Source organism: Corynebacterium sp. NML180780 (assembly GCF_007786415.1).
In the GTDB taxonomy this organism is placed as follows: domain Bacteria; phylum Actinomycetota; class Actinomycetes; order Mycobacteriales; family Mycobacteriaceae; genus Corynebacterium; species Corynebacterium gottingense.
The window spans coordinates 103,238-124,966 of record NZ_VNKN01000005.1 but is presented as its reverse complement, the minus strand read 5'-3'; the positions used below and the strand labels follow the sequence as shown (position 1 = coordinate 124,966).

Genomic DNA, 21,729 nt, shown 5'->3' with positions numbered 1-21,729 from the left:
GCCCGTTCGGTGCGAACTCCTGCGTCACGAAAGGCAGTCGTCACGGCTCAACGTCCTGGCACAGTCGAGACGCGCATGGCACTACTCCTGCCACGAAGCGAACGGGCGGTTCTTTTCCCCGGTCACCACCGGCCCCAATGCGGAGCATTTTCTTGGTGCCCATCTCCCCGAATCGGCTGCTTACTCGCTGACCGAGATGACCTTCTTCTTGCCCTTCTTGCCCTCCCCTCCGGCAGGCTTGGGGCCGTTGACGTCAATCTCCTCAACATCGAACATGCTGGACAGGAAGTCCGCCACCCACTGGACGAGTTCCACGTCGCGCAGGTTCGGGCTGTTGATGGCCTTCGACTCGCGCGGCATCGGCACCTGGAGCGTCTTCGCGGCGGCGCGGTAGTTCGCCCCCGAGTACAGGCGCTTGAGCCGCACCTGCTTGGAGTCCGGCAGCTCCACGGGGTGGAACTTGATGCGCGTGCCCTGCACCAGGATGTCGGAGACCCCGGCCTTGCGCGCCTGGTGGCGCAGCCGCGCCACGGCCATCAGGCGCGACACCTCGACCGGCATCGGCCCGAAGCGGTCCACCATTTCCTCGGTGACGCGCGCGAGGTCCTGTTCTTCGCGTGCCTCGGCGAGCTTGCGGTAGATCTCCAGGCGTAGGCGTTCTGCGTTGACGTAGGTTTCCGGGATGTGGGCGTCGACAGGCAAATCGACCCGGATCTCCTTGGGGCCCTGGTCGGTGCCGTCGACGGTGCCGCCGTCCATCATGGTCTTAAACGTTTCGACCGCCTCGCCGACGAGCCGGACGTACATGTCAAAGCCGACACCGGCGATGTGGCCGGACTGCTCGGCGCCCAGCACGTTGCCGGCGCCGCGCATCTCCAAGTCCTTCTGCGCCACCGCGATGCCCGCGCCCAGGTCGTTGTGCTGGGCGATCGTGGCCAGGCGGTCGTAGGAGGTCTCTGTAAGCGTCTTTTCCTTCGGGTAGAGGAAGTAGGCGTAGCCGCGCTCGCGGGAGCGCCCCACGCGCCCGCGCAGCTGGTGCAGCTGCGACAGGCCCATGTTCTGGGCATTCTCCACAATGAGCGTGTTTGCGTTGGCGATGTCCAGGCCGGTCTCCACGATGGTGGTGCACACCAGTACGTCGTACTCGCGGTCCCAGAAGCCCTGCACGGTCTGCTCGAGCACCTGCTCGCTCATCTGCCCGTGGGCCACCACCACGCGGGCCTCCGGCACGAGCTGGCGCAGGGTGCGGGCGGTCTTCTCAATGTCGGAGACCTTGTTGTGGATGTAGAAGACCTGGCCGTCGCGCAGCAGCTCGCGTCGGATCGCCGCGGCAACCTGCTTGTCCTCCTGTGGGCCCACGTAAGTGAGCACCGGGTGGCGGTCCTCCGGCGGCGTGGTGATGCTGGTCATCTCGCGGATGCCGGTCAGGCTCATCTCCAGGGTGCGCGGGATCGGCGTCGCCGTCATGGTGAGCACGTCCACGTGGGATTTGAGGGCCTTGATGTGCTCCTTGTGTTCCACGCCGAAGCGCTGCTCCTCGTCCACGATGATCAGGCCGAGGTTCTTCCACTGCACGCCGGTGGTGAGCAGGCGGTGGGTGCCAATGACTACGTCCACGGAGCCGTCGGCAAGCCCGCCCGTGATCTCCTTCGCCTCCTTGGCCGAGGTGAAGCGGGACAGCTCGCGGACCGTCACCCCGAAGCCGTCCATGCGTCCGGCGAAGGTGTTGTAGTGCTGCTGGGCCAGCAGCGTCGTCGGCACGAGTACCGCGACCTGCTTGCCGTCCTGCACGGCCTTGAACGCGGCGCGGACGGCTACCTCGGTCTTGCCAAACCCGACGTCGCCGACGATGACGCGGTCCATCGGCGTCGGCTTCTCCATGTCGTCCTTGACCGCGTCGATGGCCGCCATCTGGTCCTCCGTCTCCACGAACGGGAACGCGTCTTCCATCTCCTGCTGCCAGGGCGTATCCGGGGCGAAGGCGTGGCCCGGCGCGGCCTGGCGCTTGGCGTAGAGCTCGATGAGCTCGCCGGCGATCTCGCGCACGGCCGCGCGGGCCTTGCGCTTCGTGTTCTTCCAGTCCGAGCCACCCATCTTGCTCACGCGCGGGGCCTCGCCGCCGGTGTACTTGCTCAGCAGGTCCAGCGATTCCATGGGGACCCACAGCTGGTCGCCGGGCTGGCCGCGCTTGGCGGGCTGGTACTCCAGCACGATGTACTCGCGCCGCGAGTCCTCGTCGCCCGTCTTGATGGTGCGCTCGGCCATCTTCACAAACTTGCCAATGCCGTGCGTGTCGTGGACGACAAAGTCGCCCGGCGTGAGCGCGAGCGGGTCGACGCGGTTGCGGCGGCGCGGGGCGCGGCGCTTGGCGCCGGCGATGTCGCCGACCCTGTTGCCGGTCACGTCCGTCTCGGTCACCACGACCAGGTTCGGACCCGGGAACACCATGCCCGCGTGGCTGAGCGCCTGGTAGAGGGTCACGGCGCCGTCGACGGGCTCGAGCCCCGGCGTGGCGATGCGCGCGGAGACGCCGTGCTCGCGCAGGCGCTCCGCGGTGCGCTCCACTGAGCCCTTCGCCGGGGCGACAAAGGCGACCTTGCCGTGGTTCTGCTGCACGTGCAGCTTCAGGGTGGCGTAGAGCTTCTCAATCTCCTTCGGGTCGCCCTTCGGCGCGGGCGCGGGGTCGAACTCGAGCGGGAGCGTCTCCGTGTCGTCCGCGGCGAACATGCCGGGCGGTGCGAAGGTCCACCACGCCGCCCCCGCGTTGCGCGCGGAAACCTCCAGCGACTCGTAGGAACGGAAGGAGGATGCGGACAAGTCGAGGCCCTCCACGGCGACGGGTCCCTCAGCGCCCATGGCGGCGGCCTCCCAGCCGGCCTCGAGGAATTCGTGGTCAGTGGCCTCCAGGTCGGCGATGCGGGTGCGCACCTTTTCCGGGGAGGTCACCATCACGATCGCGCCGGACGGCATCAGCTCCGGCAGCGCCGCGTACTTCTGCTCGGTGAGCGCGGGGATGAGCGCCTCCATGCCGTCGGCGTGGATGCCCTCGGACACGCGGGTGAGCAGCTGCACCAGGGTCGGGTTGGACGGGAACTTCCTGGCAAGCTCGTCGGCTTTGGCGGACACGGTGGCGTCGATAAGCAACTGCCTGGCGGGGAACACCTCGACGGCCGCGACCTCGTCGATGGCGCGCTGGTCCGCGACGGAGAAGCTGCGCAGGTCGGTGACCTCATCGCCCCAGAATTCGATGCGGACGGCCTGCTCGGCGGTGGTGGGGAAAATGTCGATGAGGCCGCCGCGGGTGGCAAACTCGCCGCGCTTGGCCACCATGTCCACGTGCTCGTAGCCGAACAAGGAAATCCGCTCGGTGAGCTGGGAAAAGTCGTACTCGCGGTCGGCTTCGATCCGGATCGGCTCCGTCGCGGGGAGCACGGGCTGGCACGCGGCGCGCGCGGCGGCCACGATCACCCGCGGCATCTCCCACAGCACCTTCGAGCGCCGCCCCACAACGTCCGGCGCAGGCGAGAGCCGCTCGTGCGGCAGCGTCTCGTAGGCGGGGAAATGCCCCACCTTCGCCTCGCCGAGCAGCGCCTTGAGCTCCGCAGCGAGGTCCTCCGCCTCGTGCCCCGTGGCGGTAATGAGCAGCAGCGGCACCTCGCGCGCGATCGCCCCGGCTGCCCAGGCGCGCGCCTGGTCCAGCCCCGTCACGTGCAGCGAATCCATCCCCACGTTGGCCACCAGCCCCTTGAGCTTGGGGTCGGTCATGGCCATGGTGAGCAGCCCGCCAAGCGCGGGCACGGTGTCCTGTGTCATTCGTCCTTCTCCCCATCCGTGGGCTTGTAGTGCTTCTCGACGCCACCTTCTCCGCCCCCACCCGCAGCCGAAAGTTCACACGGCACGATGTGGGGCTGCGCCTCCAGGCCGCGGAGCCCGTTCCAGCACATGTTGGCGATATGGGCGGCGGTGGTGTACTTGTCCGGCTGGCGCTCGTCCAGCCACCACAGCGCGGTGTTGGAAACCGTGCCGACCAGCGCCTGACCGTACAACGCCGCAACCGAGTCATCTAATCCACGCTGGCGGAACGCCTGCGCCAACAGCGCGGAGACCTGCGAGGTGACGCGGCTGAGCAGTGTGGTGTAAGTGGGCTCCTCCCCCGGCGCTTGGCCGCGGACGATAATGATGAACCCGTCGGTTTCCTCCTCGACGTACTCCAGCACCGCGACCACCCCCTTCTCGATGCGCTCGCGCCACCGCCCATCCTGGATCACCGCGGAGATCCGCGTTTCCAGCTTCTGCATCTCCACGTCGATGACGGCGCGGTAGAGCCCCTCCTTGCCGCCGAAGTGCTCGTAGATGACCGGCTTGGACACTTCAGCCCGGCTGGCGAGCTCCTCCACCGAGATGCCGTCGAGGCCGCGCTCCGCGAAGGCGGCGCAGCCCACGGCAATGAGTTGGTCCCGGCGCTGTTTGCCGGTCATTCGCTGACGAGCCATGCGTACTACTTTACGTCCGCGCGGCCCGCACCCGTCGAGGCCTCACCGCTGGAGACATTTTATGGAATCGCGCGCAATACGCTAGACTATCTTCTTGTCATTCCCCATGGTGTAATCGGCAACACTACGGTTTTTGGTACCGTCATTCTAGGTTCGAGTCCTGGTGGGGAAGCTTTTTATGCAGCGGGTTCGCGTGGCTCAAATAGTAAATTTAATCCTTTTCCGACTACACTGCCATGGTTTTAACAGCTAGTCGGAAGGCCTCCCCTATGCCGCGCCCAATTCACGGCTCAACCCGGTATGTCCCTGCGCTCGACGGGCTCCGCTCGATCGCGGTGCTGTTGGTCATTGCGTACCACCTGAACCTCCCGGGCTTTGGCGGTGGGCTACTCGGCGTCGGCGTCTTTTTCACGCTCTCCGGCTACCTCATCACGCTCAACCTGATGAACGGCCACCTGCGCGACAACTCGCTGCACCTGGGCACCTTCTGGCTACGCCGGTTCCGTCGTCTCGCGCCGGCGATGTTGGCCACCGTCCTGACGGTCCTGCTCCTCTCGGTCGCCTTCGACGCCGAGCACCTGCGCGACCGCGCCTTCGAGGCCATCAGCTCGGTGTTCTACGTGAACAACTGGCACAACATCGCCACCGGGACGTCCTATTTTGACCAGTTCAACGGGCCCGGCCCGCTCGACCACATGTGGTCGCTTGCCATCGAGGAGCAGTTCTACCTCCTGTGGCCGCTCCTGCTCTGGGTCCTGCTCAAGGTGCTGCGCCGCCCCTGGTTCGTCGCCACCGCCACCGTCCTCCTCGCCGCCGCCTCCTTCGGGTGGATGTGGGCACTGGCCACACCCGACGTGGACCCGACCCGCATTTACGAGGGCACCGACACCCGCGCCGGCGGCCTGCTGTTGGGCGCGGCGCTCGCCATCATCGTCGCTGCGCGCCGCAACGCCGGGAAGCAGGTGGCTGCTTCACCGGTGGCCGGCACGCTCGTCGGCGCAGTCGGCTTTGCCGGCATCATCGCGCTGAGCATGGTGGTCGCCCAGGAGAACATGTTCCTGTACAAGGGTGGCATCCTCCTGCTCAACGCGGCGACTGTCCTGGCCATCTACGCCGTTTTGGGCACGCGCGGCCCCTGGCCCGCGATCCTCGGCTGGGAGCCGCTGCGCTGGATCGGCGAACGCTCCTACGGCATCTACCTGTGGCACATGCCGGTCATCTACTTCATGCCGGATACGTGGCTGCAGGAGCACCTGTTCTGGGCCTCCGTGCTCACCGTCGGTTTGTCTGTGGCGCTCGCAGCGCTCAGCTGGACCCTGTTTGAAAACCCGATCCGCCGCCACGGTGTGTTCGGCCCACTCAAGGCGTACAAGACGAAGCCGCTGCAGGCGCTGCGCCCAGTATCGCTGGGGTCCACGGTGACGTTGATCAGCGTGATCGCCATCGGCATCCCCGCCCTGTTCGCCACGGACACCGGCAGCCCCGCGAAGCCGGCGATGGCGCTGCCCAACTCCGCGAAGAGCAGCGGTCACAGGGAACAGGAGGCCGAGGAAACGACCGAATCTATGACTACCACTGAGCAGGCGGCGTCGTGGAGCGACCAGGCCGCAGACGTCACCACCGCCTGCGGCCAGGTCATCCACGTGGGCGATTCCACCTCAATCGGCATGTTCGACCCCGGCCAGCTCCCCGAGGGCGCGGAAACCGCGATCGACCGCTACCTGGACGCCGGGGCGGACAGCGTCGAGACGAGCGTCTTCGGCGCTCGCGCCACCAACCAAGGGTTTAGCGGCAACGGCGAAAACTATCCGTCTGCCATCGAGTCCGTCCAGCAGCTCCAAAACATGGGCGTGCCCGGTGAGGACACCTGCTGGGTGATCGCCACCGGCGTCAATGACGCGGCCAACGCGGACGCCGCCCGCTCCTACGGCTACGACACCACCGGCGAGATCGAGACCAACATTCGCACGATGCTCGAGCTTCTCGACGGCTACCGCGTCATGTGGCCGACCGCCGCCACCGGCAACCCGAGCAACGGCTTCTACTCCAACGAGAACATGCAGGAGTTCAACGACGCACTCCGCAAGGTCGCGGCAGAGCGTCGCGACGTCGTGGTCTACGACTGGGCGTCCGAGGCCCGCGGCCACCTGGATTGGTTCCTGGCCGGAGACGAGGTGCACTACAACGCCACGGGCAACGACGCGCGCGGGAAGCACTTCGCCTCAGCACTGTCCCACGCATTCCCACAAGGCATCGAGACCAGCGACATCCCGAAGGACGCGGAGGTTACTGCGGACGGTCCAAAATCTTAAACTGGCCCATCATCCCCTCGTCCTCGTGGAACAGCATGTGGCAGTGGTACATGAAGGCGTACTCGGGGTTGGGGAGGAACGGGATGTCCACGTAGAGGCGGACCGTGGCCAGCGGCGGGATGTAGACGGTGTCGTGCCAGCCGTCCGTGAACGCTAACTCGCCGCCTTCCACGCCGAGCACGCGGAAGCGCGCGTTGTGGATGTGGAAGTTGTGGGGCCAATCCGCGTTCTCGTTGGTCACGGTCCACACCTCCGGCCCCTCCTTATCAATGACAAAGTCGATCCGGTCCATGTCCATGGACTGCTCGTTGATCTGGAACCCGTTGAGGCGGAACTCTCGCTCCACCGCTGCCTGGACATCGTCGGAGCTCACCTCCGGCGCCGCAGCGAGCGAGGACGGCAGGTCCCCACTGCTCCCGGACGCAGGCCCCGTGATTTCCAGCAGGTCGAACGTGTCGCCCAGCCCGAAGCCGTTGGCCACCTCCTCGTCCGGGAGTCCGCCGCCGTCCGGTACCCCGATGCTGCGCAGCTTCGCGGTCTTGCCCGCCTCAAGGTCCAGGATGACCTCGGCGCGCTCGCCCGGGCTGAGCAGGATCGAATCCACCTCGACGGGGCGCTCCAGCAAGCCCTGGTCCGTAGCGATGACGTGGACCGGCGTGCCAAAGCTGAGGTTGTGGAACCGCATGGTGGTCCCGTTGAGCAGGCGCAGCCGCAGCCGCGACGCTCGGGCCTCCAGCTTCGGCTTCGTAATGCCGTTGATCAGCGGGGTGTCCCCGAGCAGGCCGTAGGTCGGGTCGATCGTCTCGTCCAGCTGGCCGTCGTCGGTGAACTTGGCATCCGTGATCACCACCGGGATGTCGTCCACGCCGTAGGTACTGGGAAGGCCGAGGGCGTCCGCGTCGTCGTCGGCAATCACGATGCCTCCGGCGAGGCCGCGGTACGCGTGCAGCGCGGACACCCCGTGCGGGTGCGGGTGGTACCAGAGGGTGGCGGCGTCCTGTCGCACGGTCCACTCCGGCTGCCACTGCTCCCCCGGCGCGAAGGCGAGCGCGGGGCCGCCGTCCGCATCAGCGGGAAGGTGCATGCCGTGCCAGTGCACGACGGTGGGTTCGCTCACCTGGTTGCGCACCGTCATCCGCACGGTCTCGCCGTTGCGCATGTACAGGGTCGGGCCGAGGAAATCGCCGTTGAAGCCCCAGGTCTTGGTGCGCACCCCGGGCAGGATCTCAGCGTGCCCCTCCTGCGCGGTCAGCTCGAACTCGCGCGCTCCCCCGACCAACCGGCCCTGGTCCAACGGAGGGATAGGCAGGGGCCGTGCCTCCTCTTTCGCCCCGCGCGGGGTGGGTTGCCCGCTCGCGCAAGCGGCGAGTACCGCCGCACTCGAGAGGACGATGCCCCGGAAAAAGGTCCGCCGATTGATACCGCGTGCCACGGTCAAAGCCTCCTGCTCAGCCGAAAAGTTTGGTGCGCCTCATTCTGCGCACGCCACCCCTCAACTCTACTATTCCCCACATGAGCAACAGCCCGAAACCACATCAGGAGTACAACGCGCGCAGGTTCATCTGGTCGAACGGCCTGCAAGGCATCGGCGACCAGATCGTCGCGCCCAAAACGGTCCTGCCCTGGCTCTTCACGGCGGCGGGCGTGCCGCACGTCTTCACCTCCTTCCTCGTCCCGATCCGCGAGTCCGGCTCGATGCTCCCCCAGGCCGCGCTCAGCCCGTGGGTCACCTCGCAGGCGCAGCGCAAACGCGCCTGGCTCATCGGCTCGTGGGGCCAGGCGATCTCCGCAGGCTTGATCGCGCTCAGTGCAATGCTTATCGACGGCACCGCCCTCGGCGCCGCAGTCGTCGTCCTCCTCGCAGCGCAAGCGGTGTTCCGCGCGCTGTGCTCCATCGCGGGCAAGGACGTGCAGGGGCGCACCATTGAGAAGGGGCGCCGCGGCCGGATCACGGGCCGCGCCGCCGCGCTGTCCGGCGGCTTCACCCTCGCCGTCGGCCTTCTCCTCTCTTTTCTCCCCAACGACTTGCCCCGGTGGGTGATCGTGGCGCTGCTGGCTGGCGGCGCGTCCACGTGGGCGTTCGCCTCGCTGGTCTTTGGCACGATCAAGGAGCCCGCCGAGGAGCCGACTCCTGCGTCCAACACCAACTGGGCGAAGGCCACCTACGACCTGGTCAAGGGCGACCGCCAGCTGCAGAAGTTCCTCGTCGTGCGCTCGCTGATGTTGGTCACCGCCCTGTCCACCCCCTTTATCGTGGTGCTGGCGCAATCGGAGGGCGCGAACCTCTCCAACCTGGGCTCGTTCATCATTGCCTCCGGCGGCGCGGCGCTCATTGGTGGGCGCATCTCCGGCATCTGGTCCGATAAGTCGTCGAAGACGACGATGGCTTGGGCGGCGGCGGTGGCGTCGATAAGCCTGCTCCTGCTCGTCGCGAGCGCAAACCTGCTGCCCGCGGCCGCCAACGCGTGGATCATGCCGCTGGGCTTCTTCGTGGTCAACCTGGCGCACACCGCCGTGCGCGTGAGCCGCAAGACGTACCTGGTGGACATGGCGGACGGCGACCGCCGCACGATGATCACGGGGGCCGCGAACACCGTGATGGGCGTGGTGTTGCTGGTGGTCGGCGCGATCTCCTCGGCGATCTCGGTGCTCGGACCGCAGACCACGCTGGTGTTCCTGGCCCTCGTCGGCTTCGTTGGTGTGTTCTCCGCCGCGAACCTGAAGGATGTCTCTGCCCGCAACGCGTAGGCGTTATGCGTTAACGTAAACAGGACGATAGTTACTCAACTCAAAGCCATACATAAGGAGCCAAGAGTGCCAAACCACTCCCAGTGCGCCGTCGTTGTGCTCGCCGCAGGCGCCGGTACCCGCATGAAGTCGACGAAGCAGAAGACGCTGCACGAGATCGGTGGGCGCAGCCTGCTCTCCCACTCGCTGCATGCCGCAGCCTCCGTGCACCCGGAGCACGTCGTCGCCGTCGTCGGCCACCAGCGCGACCAAGTGTCTCCGGCGGTGGACGAGATTGCCCAGGAGATGGACACCACCATCCTCCAGGCGGTGCAGGAGGAGCAGAACGGCACCGGCCACGCGGTCCAGTGCGGCCTGACCGCCATCCCGGACTTCGACGGCACCGTCGTGGTCACCAACGGCGACGTCCCGCTCCTGCAGCCGGAGACCATCGAGGCGCTCATCAGCGAGCACGAGCGGGCGCAGGCCGCCGTGACGGTGCTCTCCCTGGAATTCCAGAACCCCACCGGCTATGGCCGCATCATCCGCGACGAGTCCGGCGACGTGCGCGAGATCGTCGAGGAGAAGGACGCCAACGACGAGCAGAAGGCCGTCAAGGAGGTCAACTCCGGCGTCTTTGCGTTCGACGGCGCCGTGCTGCGCGACGCGCTGACCCGCATCAACTCGGACAACGCACAGGGCGAGCTGTACATCACCGACGTGCTCGGTATCGCCCGCGGCGACGGCAAGACCGTCGCGGCCTTTGTGGCGCCCGACGCCCGCGAGCTGGCCGGCGTGAACGACCGCGTGCAGCTGGCTGCCGCCGGCAAGGAGCTGAACCGCCGCCAGGTGGAGAAGGCGATGCGCGGGGGCGCCACCGTGGTCGACCCGGCGACCACCTGGATCGGCGTAGACGTGGAGATCGGCCAGGACGTGATCATTTATCCCAACACGCAGCTGTGGGGTGCCACCTCGATCGGCGACCGCGCCGAGATCGGCCCGGACACCACGCTGACCGACATGGAGGTGCACGCCGGCGCCAAGGTCGTGCGCACCCAGGGCGAGCTGGGCGTGATCGGTGAGGACGCAACCGTCGGCCCGTTCACCTACATCCGCCCCGGCACCGAGCTGGGCGCGCGCGGCAAGCTCGGCGGATTCGTCGAGTCCAAGAACGCGAAGATCGGCGAGGGCTCCAAGGTCCCGCACCTCACCTACATCGGCGACGCCACCGTGGGCCGCGAGTCCAACATCGGCGCCTCCTCCGTCTTTGCCAACTACGACGGCGTGAACAAGCACCACACCACGATTGGCGACTACTGCCGCACCGGGTCCGACACCATGTTTGTCGCCCCGGTGAACATCGGTGATGGCGCCTACACCGGCGCGGGTACAGTGGTAACGGAAGATGTGCCTGCAGGCGCACTCGCCATCAAGGAAGGCCGCCAGCGCAACATCGAGGGATGGGTGGAAAAGCGCCGCCCGGACACCGATGCTGCGAAGGCTGCCAAGAACGCACGCGAGAGCTAAAGGATCGCAATGACTGGATACTCAACCGAAAGCCACAAGGACCTCAAGGTCTTTTCGGGCCGCGCCCACCCGGCGCTGGCGAACCAGGTGGCCAACGAGCTCGGTATTGACCTCGTTCCCACCACCGCCCGCGACTTTGCAAACGGGGAGATCTTCATCCGTTTCGAGGAGTCCGTCCGCGGCGCCGACTGCTTTGTCATGCAGTCGCACGCGCAGCCGCTGAACAAGTGGCTGATGGAACAGCTCATTATGATCGACGCGCTCAAGCGCGGCTCCGCGAAGCGCATCACCGCGATCCTGCCGTTCTACCCCTACGCCCGCCAGGACAAGAAGCACCGCGGCCGCGAGCCGATCTCCGCCCGCCTCATCGCGGACCTGCTCACCACCGCCGGCGCCGACCGCATTGTCTCCGTGGACCTGCACACCGACCAGATCCAGGGCTTCTTCGACGGCCCGGTCGACCACATGCACGCCCAGCCCATCCTGGTGGACTACATCAAATCCAAGTACCCGATGGACAACCTGGTCGTGGTCTCCCCCGACGCCGGCCGTGTGAAGACTGCGGAGAAGTGGGCGAACGCGATGGGCGACGCCCCGATGGCGTTCGTGCACAAGACCCGCGACATCGACGCCGCGAACAAGGTCGTGTCCAACCGCGTCGTCGGCGACGTCAAGGGCAAGGATTGCATCCTCATGGACGACATGATTGACACCGGCGGCACCATCGCCGGCGCCGTCGGCGTGCTGAAGGAGGCGGGCGCGAAGTCCGTCGTCATCGCCTGCACCCACGGCGTGTTCTCCGACCCGGCGCGCGAGCGCTTGAGCCAGTGCGGCGCCGAGGAGGTCATCACCACCGATACCCTGCCGCAGTCCACCGAGGGCTGGAAGAACCTGACGGTGCTGTCCATCGCCCCGCTGCTGGCCAAGACGATCCGCGAGATCTTCGAAAACGGCTCGGTGACCACCCTCTTCGAGGGCCAGGCGTAGTAGCCCACCGCCGTACTTTCCCATAAGCCCCCGTGACCGCACGCCGGTACGGGGGCCGCAATGAATTGTGAGGAGTCCCGTGTCCGACGTAGCAACACCGCCAGAAAGCGATGGTGGCCTGCAGCGCGGCGTGAAGCAGCGCCACATGCAGATGATCGCCTTTGGCTCATCGATCGGCACCGGCCTGTTCCTCGGCTCCGCCGAGTCCATCAACTACGCCGGCCCCGCGGTCCTGCTCGCGTTCCTCATCGTCGGCGCGATCGTCTACCTGCTCATGCGCATGCTGGGCGAGATGGCGGTCGCCCACCCGGTCTCCGGCTCGTTCGCCGCCTACGCCCGCGAGTTCATCGGCCCGCGCGCCGGCTTCATCGCGGGCTGGAACTGGTGGTTCACCACCATCGTGGTGGGCATGATCGAGCTGACCGCCATGGGCACGTTCCTCGACTTCTGGTTCCCATCCATCCCCCACTGGCTCACCGCCCTGGTCACGCTCCTGGTCGTGGTGACCATCAACGCGGCGCGCGTGAGCGTATTCGCGGAGGCCGAGTACTGGCTCAGCCTGATCAAGGTCATCGCGCTCACCCTCATGATTGTGCTGGGCATCGTGCTCGTCTTGGGACTGGGACCAGAGCCCGCGGTGGGCACCGACAACCTGTTCATCCACGGCGGGTTCTTCCCCAACGGCGCCACCGGCGTCCTGTTCTCCCTGGTCGCGGTGACGTTTACATTCGGCGGCATCATGTCCATCGGCACGGCCGCGGGCGAGGCGCAGGACCCGTCGAAGTCCATTCCGCGCGCCGTCAACTCGGTCATCTGGCGCATCCTCCTGTTCTACCTGGGCGGCATGAGCGTCATCTTGCTCCTCGCCCCGTGGGACGAGCAGGGCTCCTCCGCCAGCCCGTTCATCCGCGTGCTCACGGCGGTTGGCGTCGACGGCGCAGCGCACCTGCTCAACCTGGTGATCCTGGTGGCGGTGGCCTCGGTGTGCAACACCATGACGTACTCCGGCAGCCGTATGCTCCGCGACCTCTCCCGCAACGGCCAGGCCCCCGCCTGGTTCTCCGCCACCACCAAGAAGGGCCTTCCGCTTCGAGCACTGCTTTTCGACGCCACGCTCATGGGCGTCGTCGTCATCCTGAACTACTTCTTCGAGGGGAAGGTCTTCGCGGTGTTGCTTGCCATCATCGTGGGTTCGGAGCTGATCACGTGGGCGTCGATAAGCTTTGCCCACCTCCGCTTCCGCGCGGGCGGCGGGCAGTCTTCCTTCCGCGCGCCGTTCTCCCCCGTTGCCAACTGGCTCTGCGCCGGGTTCTACCTGCTGGTGCTCGTGCTCATGGCGTGCCTGCCGGATTACCGCGTGGGGCTGCTCGCGCTCATTGCCTGGGTCGTCGCACTGAGCGTGATAAGTGCCCTCCGGAAGCACGATGAGGTCCTAAACTAGTCAGGCATGATCCGCCACGACCTCTCATCCCTTCCCGCATACGTCCCCGGCGCGCGCGAACTCGCGCCCGGCACCGTCAAGCTCTCCTCCAACGAGTCCGCGGAAGGACCGCTGCCCACCGTGGTGGAGGCGATGACGAAGGCGCTGGACGGCACGAACCGCTACCCCGACATGGGCGCGGTGGAGCTGCGCGAAGCCCTGGCCGCGCACCTTGGCGTCGACGTCGACCAGGTCGCTGTGGGCACCGGCTCCTCGGCGCTGTGCCAGCAGCTGGTCACCGCCACTGCGCAGCCCGGCGACGAGGTGATCTTTCCCTGGCGATCGTTCGAGGCCTACCCCATCTTCGCGCAGGTCGCGGGGGCGACGCCGCGCCCGATCCCGCTGGACGCGCAGCACCGCGTCGACCTCGCCGCGATGGCCGAGGCAATCACCGATGCCACCCGCCTCATTTTCGTGTGCAACCCGAACAACCCGAGCGGCACCACGATCACCACCGCGGAGTGGGAGTCATTCATGGCCGCGGTCCCGCCGCGCGTGAAGGTCGCGCTCGACGAGGCCTACTTTGAGTACAACCGCGCCGCCGACACCCCGGTGGCCACCGAGGAAATCACGAAGTACCCCAACGTGGTGGGCCTGCGCACGTTCTCCAAGGCGTACGGCCTGGCCGGCGTGCGCGTGGGCTACGCCTTCGGCGCCCCCGCCATCATCGAGGCCCTGAACAAGGTGGCGGTGCCGTTTTCTGTCAGCTCCGTCGCGCAGGCGGGGGCCGTCGCCTGCCTGAGCGCGGGCGCGGAGCTGCAGGCTCGTGTGGACGAGACGTGTGTTCAGCGGACCAGGCTGGTCGAGGCGCTGTCCCGCTTCGGCACGCCGGAGTCGCAGACCAACTTCGTCTGGATTCCGGGTGCCCCACAGGATTTCGCCGAGCGCATGGCCGCGCACGGCGTGCTTGTGCGCGCGTTTCCAGAGGGCGTGCGCATCACGGTCACGAACGAAGACGAGACAGACGCCTGCCTGCGCGTCCTTCACCAGATATTGGAATAGACGTTCACCTCGCTCCGTACGCTCGCGGGCCTGGAGTTCAACCTCGGCACCGTCGACGCCGTCCTTGCAGAACTGTACAGCCTGGCCACCTCGGGCCGATGCACGACAACGCTGCTCAGCCCCAGCACTGGACCCCCGAGCAGCGCGAGCGCCTGTACCTGCACACCGAAATAAAGGAGCTCGAGGCGGAAACGGTGGCGTACCTCGTCTGCTCGCGCCTGGGCATCCGCTCCTCCAAGAGTTTGGATTGATGTCGCTGGTGGGTTACACTTTCCACGTCTCGGCGAGGGCTGTATAGCCGTTATCGGCGCGATATGTATCCAGACTTTTTCTCATGCTCGAGTGAGCAGTGATGAGCAAGCCTGCGATCACTCGACGAGCACCTGTTCCGTTCAGTGGTCGCAGGTTTTTCCTGTGGCCCGAAACTATAAAGGAGTCACATCATGGCTGTTACCCCGACCGTCATCAAGGTTGAAAAGCGCGAAGAGTTTGGCAAGGGCGCTGCCCGCCGCCTGCGTCGCGAGGGTCGTATCCCGGGCGTCCTCTACGAGTCCGGCATCGACAACGTTCACTTCTCCGTGGACCGCATCGAGATCTCCGCGATCATCCGTAACGAGGGCGTGAACGCTATTCTCGAGCTCGACCTCGACGGCGAGAAGCTGCTCTGCATGGTCAAGCACATCGACCAGAACGTCATCTCCATGGACATCGACCACATCGACGTGCTTGGCATCAAGCGCGGCGAGAAGGTCAACGTCGAGGTCCCGGTCATCACCACCGGCGAGGCTCACCCGGACGCCGTCGTCCTGGTGGAGAACGACGTCATCGAGATCGAGATCGACGCCCTGAGCATCCCGGACGAGCTCGAGGTGTCCGTCGAGGGCAAGGAGATCGGCGACCAGATCACCGCTGGCGACGTCACCCTGCCGGCGGGCGCTACTCTGCTGTCCGACCCGGAGGACCTGCTGGTCAACGTCACCTACGAGCAGGTTGACGAGGAGCTCGAGGAAGCCGCTGCTGAGGCCGAGGAGGGCGGCGCCGAGGCTGGCGCTGAATCCACCGAGGACGAGGCGGAGTCTGGCGACTCTGAGGAGTAAACACGATATGCTGAGGGGCCGTGTCTACTTCTGATTCGCCCCTCCTCGTTGTGGGGCTGGGAAATCCCGGCCCCACCTACGCCGGCACGCGCCACAACGCGGGCATCGCGCTTATCGACGAGCTCTGCTCCCGCGCCACACCGATGCCGGCCCAACTCGCCGTGCACAAACGCACGAACACCGAGGTCGCTGAGCTTGCCGCCGGCCGCCTCCTGCCCGACCGCCAGGTCATCCTGGCGCGCACCCGGGCCTTCATGAACGTCTCGGGCGGGCCGATCAAGGCGCTCGCGGACTACTTCCGCGTTCCCCCGTCCAACCTTTACGTCGCCTACGACGAGCTGGATCTCGAGCTCGGCCAGGTCAAGCTCCGCACCGGTGGCGGGGACCACGGGCACAACGGGCTGAAGTCAGTCACCAAATCCCTGGGCGGCAAGCCCTACCACAAGCTGGCGCTCGGCATTGGTCGCCCGCCCGGCCGCATGGCCCCGGCGGACTACGTGCTCAAGCCGTTTTCTTCCCGGGAGCAGGTCGAGCTCTCCATCGCCGCGGCCGATGCGGCAGATTTGTGGCGCCAATCCGTATAAGTTTGTGGCATGCGCTTAGTCACCCTGAGAGTCCCCGGCCATGACCTGACCGTCGCCGCCCGCCTCGAGTCCGACACCACCGCGGTCACCTACCCAGGTTTCCCGGACGTCGGCGCGCTCCTCCAGTCGGATTCCTGGCAGGAGGGCGAACGTGTCTCGTTTTCCCACGACCAGCTAGCGCCCGTGATTCCGAGCCCAAGCAAGATCATCTGCGTCGGGCTCAACTACGCCAAGCACATCGAGGAGATGGGGCACGAGCGCCCCGACGTCCCCACCCTCTTCATCAAGTTCCCCGAGGCCCTCATCGGCCCTTACGATGACGCGGAGATCCCCGACTTCAACGCGGATACGCTCGACTTCGAAGGCGAGCTCGCTGTGGTGGTAGGAAAGTACGCCCGGCGCGTGCGGGAAACGGATGCGCACGCACACATCGCCGGCTTCGCGGTGATCAATGACTACACCCAGCGCCACATCCAGAAGCGCACCAAGCAGTGGCACCAGGGAAAATCATTAGAAAAGACCGCCGGGTTCGGACCGTGGCTGGACACCGAGTGGCAGCCCGGCCCCACCCTGACCACCACCGTCAACGGCGAGGTGATGCAGCAGGCCCCCACCGACGATCTCGTCTTCTCCCCCGCCAAGCTCATCGAGTTCATCTCCCACCTCTACCCGCTCAACCCGGGTGACGTGATCGCCACTGGCACTCCGGCGGGCGTGGGCCACGCGCGCGACCCCAAGCGCTACCTCGCCGACGGCGACACGGTCCGCGTGGAGATCGACGGCCTCGGCGCGATCGAGAACACCACCCGCATCCTGCGGCGACAGCACGCCATGCTCGCCAGTGCGTTCCCGCCCTCCGAGTACCTCTACGAACCAGAGTCGGACGAGAGCGACATCGCGATGATGCTCTGCCACGGCTGGAGCGCCGCCGAAATCACCGCGCATTACGAGGACGAGCACAACGTCGACGCCCTTTCGCTTCTCGACGACATCCGCGCCGAATATGCCCGCTGCATCCCCTCCCCCTCCGAGGACGCCACCAAACTCGAGGCCTTCAGGGACGCGCTCGCCGACCGCGGTCTCTCCTTCTCCTTCGACGAGGGCTGGACCAAGGCCGAAGCCGCGGACGAGGGCGCGGATCGGGCCACACGCGAGGGCCGCCGCGGCTACGCCTACTGCACCACGCAGGACGTGGACGGCCTCATCCACACCGGCAAGCTCTATTTCGGGTTTGCCTCGCTGGATGCGCCGAACACCGACGCAGACGACGCCGTCGGCCAGGAGGTCGTCGACGCGCTCAGGGACGTCGGCTTCGCGCCCGAGTGGGAAGGCACCCGCGCCGCGCGGATCACCTGCAGCGGCCTCGTGTTCGAGCTGGCGCTGAGCGACTAACGTTCGCCCAGCAGGTAGCGCTCGATCTCCTTCGCCGGCGCCTCCATCAGCTCCCCGCGGTCCTTGCCCACCAGGCAGTAATCCTGATCCTTCGTCATCGGGCGCAGGTACGGGTAGATCGGCGGCATGTCGCGGTAGCGCTTGGTCATCTCGTTTTCCAGGCCGCGCGCCCACCGGCCGGAAAACGCCTTGCTCACCACGGTTCTCCGGTCGGTGCGCAGCAGCTCGCGGTTACGCTGGCTGGTACCGGCTTCATCGGACAGAAGGAAGGCGGTGCCGCACGCAATGGTCGACGCGCCCAGATCCCGCAGCCGTGCCACATCCTCCGGCCCCCGCACCCCGCCCGCGGCGATGAACGGCGCGCCGAATTCCGCCACCTCTTCGACGATGGTGTCCAGGTAGCGGGTGTCCGGAACCTCCAGCGGCGACCAGGTGCTGCGGTGCCCGCCCGCCTCTGGGCCCTGCACGATGACGCCGTCGGCGTTCCATGACTCGCCCATCGCTTCCCACGCATCCTCGATGCGGGTCACGGTCACCCACGCCTCCGAACCGACGGAGTGCAACCGCTCCACGTGCTCCGGGTCCAGCGGCCCGAAGGTGCTGCTCACAATGGGTGGCGCGGCCTCCAGGACGAGCTCGAACTTTTCTTCAAAGCCCCCGGTGACATCCACGTTCGGGACGTCGGTGCCGAGTTCGGAGGCGATGAGTTCGACGTCGATAAGCGAAGGCTCGACCTGCGGTACGAAGAGGTTCACGCCAAACGGCGGTGTGCACTGGCCGAGCCACGTGCGAGCCTGCTCGACGGTGCAGGTGCCGAGCGCGAGAAAGCCGAAGCTGACCGCGTTGACCAGCGCCGGCGTGGTTGGTCCGCCCGCCATCGGTGCGGCGACGATGCGTGGTAGGTCCATGGTTATGCTTGTCCCCGTGTTCGATTTTCTGAAGCGACTGACATCCCAGCCACCGGCCAGCCCCCACACCGAGTGGCTCGTGGTGGGGCTGGGAAACCCCGGCCCCGAATATGAGACCACGAAGCACAACGCCGGTTTCCTGGCCGTAGACCAGTGTGCCAAAGATTTGCGCCCCGCGCCGAAGTGTCGCGCACTCGTGCAGCACATTGACGACGTAACGTTTGCCAAGCCCACCACCTTCATGAACCTGTCGGGCGAGTCCGTCTCAGCGTTCGGCGTGCCGCCGGAGCGGATCGTCGTGATCCACGACGAGCTGGACCTCCCGGCGGGGAAAGTGCGCGTGAAGCTGGGCGGCAATGAGAATGGGCACAACGGGCTCAAGTCCATCACGGAGCACCTGGGCACCCGCGACTACGTGCGCGTCCGCGTCGGCATTAGCCGCCCGCCGAAGGGGACGCCCGTGCCGGACTGGGTGCTCGGGCCGCTCTCCGGGGACGAGGCGATCGAGACAGCCGCGGAAGCTGCGCGCCTCGTCTGCGCCCGCGGGCTCGCGGCGGCGCAGAACGAGATCCACGGGCGCTAGATTAGGACAGCGCCTGCTCGAGGTCGTTGAGCACGTTCTCCAGGGACTGGTGCTTCTGCTCGCGGGGCGCGAAGGCGCCGTCGGCGAAGTCCTCGAACAGGGAGAGCGCGACCTGGTTGCGGACGCCGAACATGGAGAAGTTCGCAACGATCTGGCGCCAGTGCTCCACCGCGCGAAGGCCGTTATCAGCGCCGTAGGACACGAACGCGACGGGCTTCCCGGCCCACTCGGCACCCAGCACGTCGAAGGCGTTCTTCATCGCGCCCGGTACGGAGTGGTTGTACTCCGGGGTGACAAAGATGAAGGCGTCGCAAGCGTCGACCGCCTTGGACCACGCGGTGGTGGCCTCGTCCTCGTACTGCTTGTTTGCGGCGCCCGGCACCATTTCCGCGTCGAGCAGCGGAACGTTGAACTCGGACAGGTCGAGCCGCTCGTACTCGAAGCCGTCGCGCTTCTCAGCTGCGTCCGAGACCCAGCGGGCGACGGCCTCGCCGGCGCGACCCTTGCGAATGGAGCCGAGGAAAATTCCGATCTTCATAGATGCAACCCTTTTGTTGATTCGTCTACAATTTCGACTCCTCACTCTACACCGCTCCCCCAACAATGTCAGCCAAATCAGCGCTGCGAGAAGTGCTCCAGGTCACGCGGGCTGCCCGCCGCCACGATGCGGTCCGACGGCGTGAGCTGGGTGCCGTCGGTGAGCGGTGCCCACCCCTCATCCCGCTTCACCGAGACGAGCTGGACATGCTGGCTCCTCCACACTTGAGCCAAGTCGAGCGGGCGCCCCGTCACGCACGCGGGCGCCGCCATCTTTGTCACGCCGTAGTTGGTGGAGATCTCCGCGAAGTCCTGGAAGTGCCCACCCAACAGGTGGGCCACGCGCCTGCCCGTGTCGCGCTCCGGGCGAATCACGTGGTTGGCCCCGATCTGGTGCAGGATGCGCGCGTGCGCCTCCGAGTCCGCCTTCGCCCAGATGTCCTGCACCCCCAGCTCGACGAGGTTGGACGTGGTCAGGATGGAGTCCTCCAAGTGGGAGCCGATGGAGACGACAACGCGCTCGACATCCTCGATCCCCAGTTGCCGCATCGCCTCCGGGTCCGTGGTGTCCGCGGCGAGGGCCTCGGTGAGGTACGGCGCCCGCTCGCGGACAATCTTCTCGCTGGAGTCCACGCCGAGCACCTCCACCCCGTTCGCCATGAGTTCGCTGGCCAAGGCGGTGCCGAATCTGCCGAGCCCGATGACTACGACGGGCGGAATGTCAATCGTCGCGCGGGAAAATAACTTAGCCAATGAACGGCCTTTCTTCGGGGTAGCTAAAGCGCCTATCGAGCATCTTCGCCGACAGCGCCGCCACCAGGGTGGTCGGGCCTACGCGGCCCAGATACATGATGAAGCAGAGCACGATTTGCGACGCCGACGACAACCCCGCCGTGATGCCGGTGGAAAGCCCCGACGTTGCAAATGCGGAAATGACCTCGAAGGACACCTGGTCACCGGTGAACTGCGGGTCGAAGACACGCAGGGCCGCCACGCCAAGAGTGACCACCATGACGCCCGCGAAGCTCAGCGCGAGCGCCTGTCTGGTCACCGAGTGCGGCAGGCTCCGGTGCCCGATCGTCGTTTTTTCGCGACCGGTGAACTCGGCCGCCATCGCCGCCAGCAGCACGCACGCGGTGGTCACCTTGATGCCGCCCGCTGTGCCAGCCGAGCCTCCACCGAGGAACATGAGGACGTCGGTGCCCATCAGCGTGATCGGGTGCGCCTGCCCATAATCAACAGCGTTAAAGCCCGCAGTCCTCGGCGACGCGCTGGCGAAGAAGGCATTGAGCAGCTTCACCCCCACCGGCATGGGACCGAGCACGCCGGTCCATTCCGTCGCCGCGACGAACGCGGTGCCGGCGACAAGCAGGAACGCCGTCGCAGCCAGCGTCATGCGGGCGGTAATAGAGATGCGGTGGACGGCGTTGGACTTCCGGCGCACCAGTCGCACCAGTTCCGCCCACACTGGGAACCCGAGGCCGCCGCCGATCAGCGCGGCGGCTAGCGGCATGAGGATCCAGGCGTCGGACGCAAAGGACACGAGGTTGTCGCTGTGGGTGCTAAACCCGGCGTTGTTAAACGCGGAAACGGCGTGGAAGACGCCCTCCCAGGCGGCGCGGCGGAACGAGTACCCGTAGCCCACCATGAGCCGCGCGCCGACGATCACCGCGATGGTGGCCTCGGCGATCGCCGTGAACCCAACTGTGAAGATGAGGGTCCGGCGGATGCCTCCGGCGGTGATGGGGCGCCCCTCGTAGGCGCCAGTCTTGCGCGCCTTCAAGCTGATGCGCCCGGTGAGCAACAGCCCGGACAGCGACGCCAGCGACATAATCCCTAACCCGCCGAGCTGGATGAGCAGCAGGATGACGGCCTGCCCGGCGGGGCTCCAGAAGGTGCCGGTGTCCTCGACGACCAAGCCGGTCAGGGAGACCGCAGACGTCGCGGTAAAGAGCGCAGCCAGGAACGAGGCGTGTTCCGCCCCCACCTCCGCGAAGGGGAGCATGAGCAACCCCGTGCCGCTCAGGATGAGCAGCAGGAACCCGATCGCGGTCAGCCGTGCTGGGCCGAGCGATCGCAAGAAAAGCAAGCGCTTCACAA

General features: G+C 66.6%; 17 protein-coding genes and 1 pseudogene. 11 read left to right on the top strand and 7 right to left on the bottom strand.

What is annotated here, in order from left to right:
* Window positions 1-180: 180 nt before the first annotated feature.
* Together mfd and FPP74_RS04555 are read right to left on the bottom strand one after the other, a co-directional pair.
* On the bottom strand, window positions 181-3,813 hold the full coding sequence (mfd, locus tag FPP74_RS04560) for a transcription-repair coupling factor (RefSeq protein WP_144717261.1): 3,633 nt from the start codon (window positions 3,811-3,813) through the stop codon (window positions 181-183).
* Window positions 3,810-4,493: a TetR/AcrR family transcriptional regulator gene (locus FPP74_RS04555; protein WP_095276876.1), complete on the bottom strand. Its 684-nt coding sequence runs from the start codon at window positions 4,491-4,493 to the stop codon at window positions 3,810-3,812. The genes mfd and FPP74_RS04555 overlap by 4 nt, the downstream gene beginning before the upstream one ends.
* 269 nt (window positions 4,494-4,762) lie before the next feature.
* On the opposite strand from FPP74_RS04555, the gene FPP74_RS04550 reads away from it, so the two are divergent.
* Window positions 4,763-6,805: an acyltransferase family protein gene (locus FPP74_RS04550; protein ID WP_095276878.1), complete on the top strand. Its 2,043-nt coding sequence runs from the start codon at window positions 4,763-4,765 to the stop codon at window positions 6,803-6,805.
* On the opposite strand, the gene FPP74_RS04545 is transcribed toward FPP74_RS04550, so the two are convergent.
* A complete protein-coding gene (locus tag FPP74_RS04545) occupies window positions 6,780-8,237 on the bottom strand; it encodes a multicopper oxidase family protein (RefSeq protein ID WP_233125716.1) in 1,458 nt (485 codons plus the stop codon). The two genes, FPP74_RS04550 and FPP74_RS04545, sit on opposite strands and share 26 nt — an antisense overlap.
* Window positions 8,238-8,317: 80 nt before the next feature.
* On the opposite strand from FPP74_RS04545, the gene FPP74_RS04540 reads away from it, so the two are divergent.
* The 9 genes and pseudogenes from FPP74_RS04540 to FPP74_RS12405 form a co-directional block, all read left to right on the top strand.
* Window positions 8,318-9,553 carry an MFS transporter gene (locus FPP74_RS04540; protein ID WP_095276881.1) on the top strand — a complete coding sequence of 412 codons (1,236 nt, stop codon included), beginning with the start codon at window positions 8,318-8,320 and terminating at the stop codon, window positions 9,551-9,553.
* 66 nt (window positions 9,554-9,619) lie between these two features.
* Window positions 9,620-11,059 carry a bifunctional UDP-N-acetylglucosamine diphosphorylase/glucosamine-1-phosphate N-acetyltransferase GlmU gene (gene glmU / locus FPP74_RS04535; protein ID WP_095276884.1) on the top strand — a complete coding sequence of 480 codons (1,440 nt, stop codon included), beginning with the start codon at window positions 9,620-9,622 and terminating at the stop codon, window positions 11,057-11,059.
* 9 nt (window positions 11,060-11,068) lie between these two features.
* Entirely contained in the window at window positions 11,069-12,046 is a 978-nt protein-coding gene (locus FPP74_RS04530; RefSeq protein ID WP_095535692.1) for a ribose-phosphate diphosphokinase, read from the top strand.
* A gap of 79 nt (window positions 12,047-12,125) precedes the next feature.
* Window positions 12,126-13,487, top strand: a complete 1,362-nt coding sequence (locus FPP74_RS04525; RefSeq protein ID WP_255456064.1) for an amino acid permease — start codon at window positions 12,126-12,128, stop codon at window positions 13,485-13,487.
* 6 nt (window positions 13,488-13,493) lie between these two features.
* The gene (hisC, locus tag FPP74_RS04520; RefSeq protein ID WP_144717260.1) at window positions 13,494-14,528 is read left to right on the top strand and encodes a histidinol-phosphate transaminase; all 1,035 of its coding nucleotides are present in this window, start codon (window positions 13,494-13,496) and stop codon (window positions 14,526-14,528) included.
* A 98-nt stretch (window positions 14,529-14,626) separates the two neighbouring features.
* Complete coding sequence (locus tag FPP74_RS12180) at window positions 14,627-14,779, top strand: hypothetical protein (RefSeq protein ID WP_165765816.1); 153 nt, start codon at window positions 14,627-14,629, stop codon at window positions 14,777-14,779.
* Window positions 14,780-14,971: 192 nt separating this feature from the next.
* The gene (locus FPP74_RS04515; protein ID WP_095276890.1) at window positions 14,972-15,625 is read left to right on the top strand and encodes a 50S ribosomal protein L25/general stress protein Ctc; all 654 of its coding nucleotides are present in this window, start codon (window positions 14,972-14,974) and stop codon (window positions 15,623-15,625) included.
* A 20-nt stretch (window positions 15,626-15,645) separates the two neighbouring features.
* Window positions 15,646-16,209 (top strand): aminoacyl-tRNA hydrolase, encoded by a 564-nt coding sequence (pth, locus tag FPP74_RS04510; RefSeq protein ID WP_144717259.1) that lies wholly within the window; start codon window positions 15,646-15,648, stop codon window positions 16,207-16,209.
* Between the two features lie 9 nt (window positions 16,210-16,218).
* Window positions 16,219-17,016 (top strand): annotated as a pseudogene (locus FPP74_RS12405) (fumarylacetoacetate hydrolase family protein); the annotation flags it as partial.
* Window positions 17,017-17,597: 581 nt separating this feature from the next.
* On the opposite strand, the gene FPP74_RS04500 reads toward FPP74_RS12405, so the two are convergent.
* Window positions 17,598-18,509 carry a nitronate monooxygenase gene (locus tag FPP74_RS04500; protein ID WP_095553198.1) on the bottom strand — a complete coding sequence of 304 codons (912 nt, stop codon included), beginning with the start codon at window positions 18,507-18,509 and terminating at the stop codon, window positions 17,598-17,600.
* A gap of 4 nt (window positions 18,510-18,513) precedes the next feature.
* Between FPP74_RS04500 and pth (FPP74_RS04495) the strand changes: the two genes are divergently transcribed.
* Window positions 18,514-19,092 (top strand): aminoacyl-tRNA hydrolase, encoded by a 579-nt coding sequence (gene pth / locus FPP74_RS04495; protein WP_144717257.1) that lies wholly within the window; start codon window positions 18,514-18,516, stop codon window positions 19,090-19,092.
* A gap of 1 nt (window position 19,093) precedes the next feature.
* Here pth (FPP74_RS04495) and FPP74_RS04490 read toward each other — a convergent pair whose 3' ends face one another.
* From FPP74_RS04490 to FPP74_RS04480, 3 genes are all read right to left on the bottom strand, one after another.
* Window positions 19,094-19,630, bottom strand: a complete 537-nt coding sequence (locus FPP74_RS04490) for an NADPH-dependent FMN reductase (RefSeq protein WP_095535697.1) — start codon at window positions 19,628-19,630, stop codon at window positions 19,094-19,096.
* A gap of 77 nt (window positions 19,631-19,707) precedes the next feature.
* Window positions 19,708-20,382 (bottom strand): TrkA family potassium uptake protein, encoded by a 675-nt coding sequence (locus FPP74_RS04485; RefSeq protein ID WP_095548456.1) that lies wholly within the window; start codon window positions 20,380-20,382, stop codon window positions 19,708-19,710.
* Window positions 20,375-21,727 carry a TrkH family potassium uptake protein gene (locus tag FPP74_RS04480; protein WP_095548457.1) on the bottom strand — a complete coding sequence of 451 codons (1,353 nt, stop codon included), beginning with the start codon at window positions 21,725-21,727 and terminating at the stop codon, window positions 20,375-20,377. Before FPP74_RS04480 ends, FPP74_RS04485 begins: the two co-directional genes overlap by 8 nt.
* Window positions 21,728-21,729 lie beyond the last annotated feature (2 nt).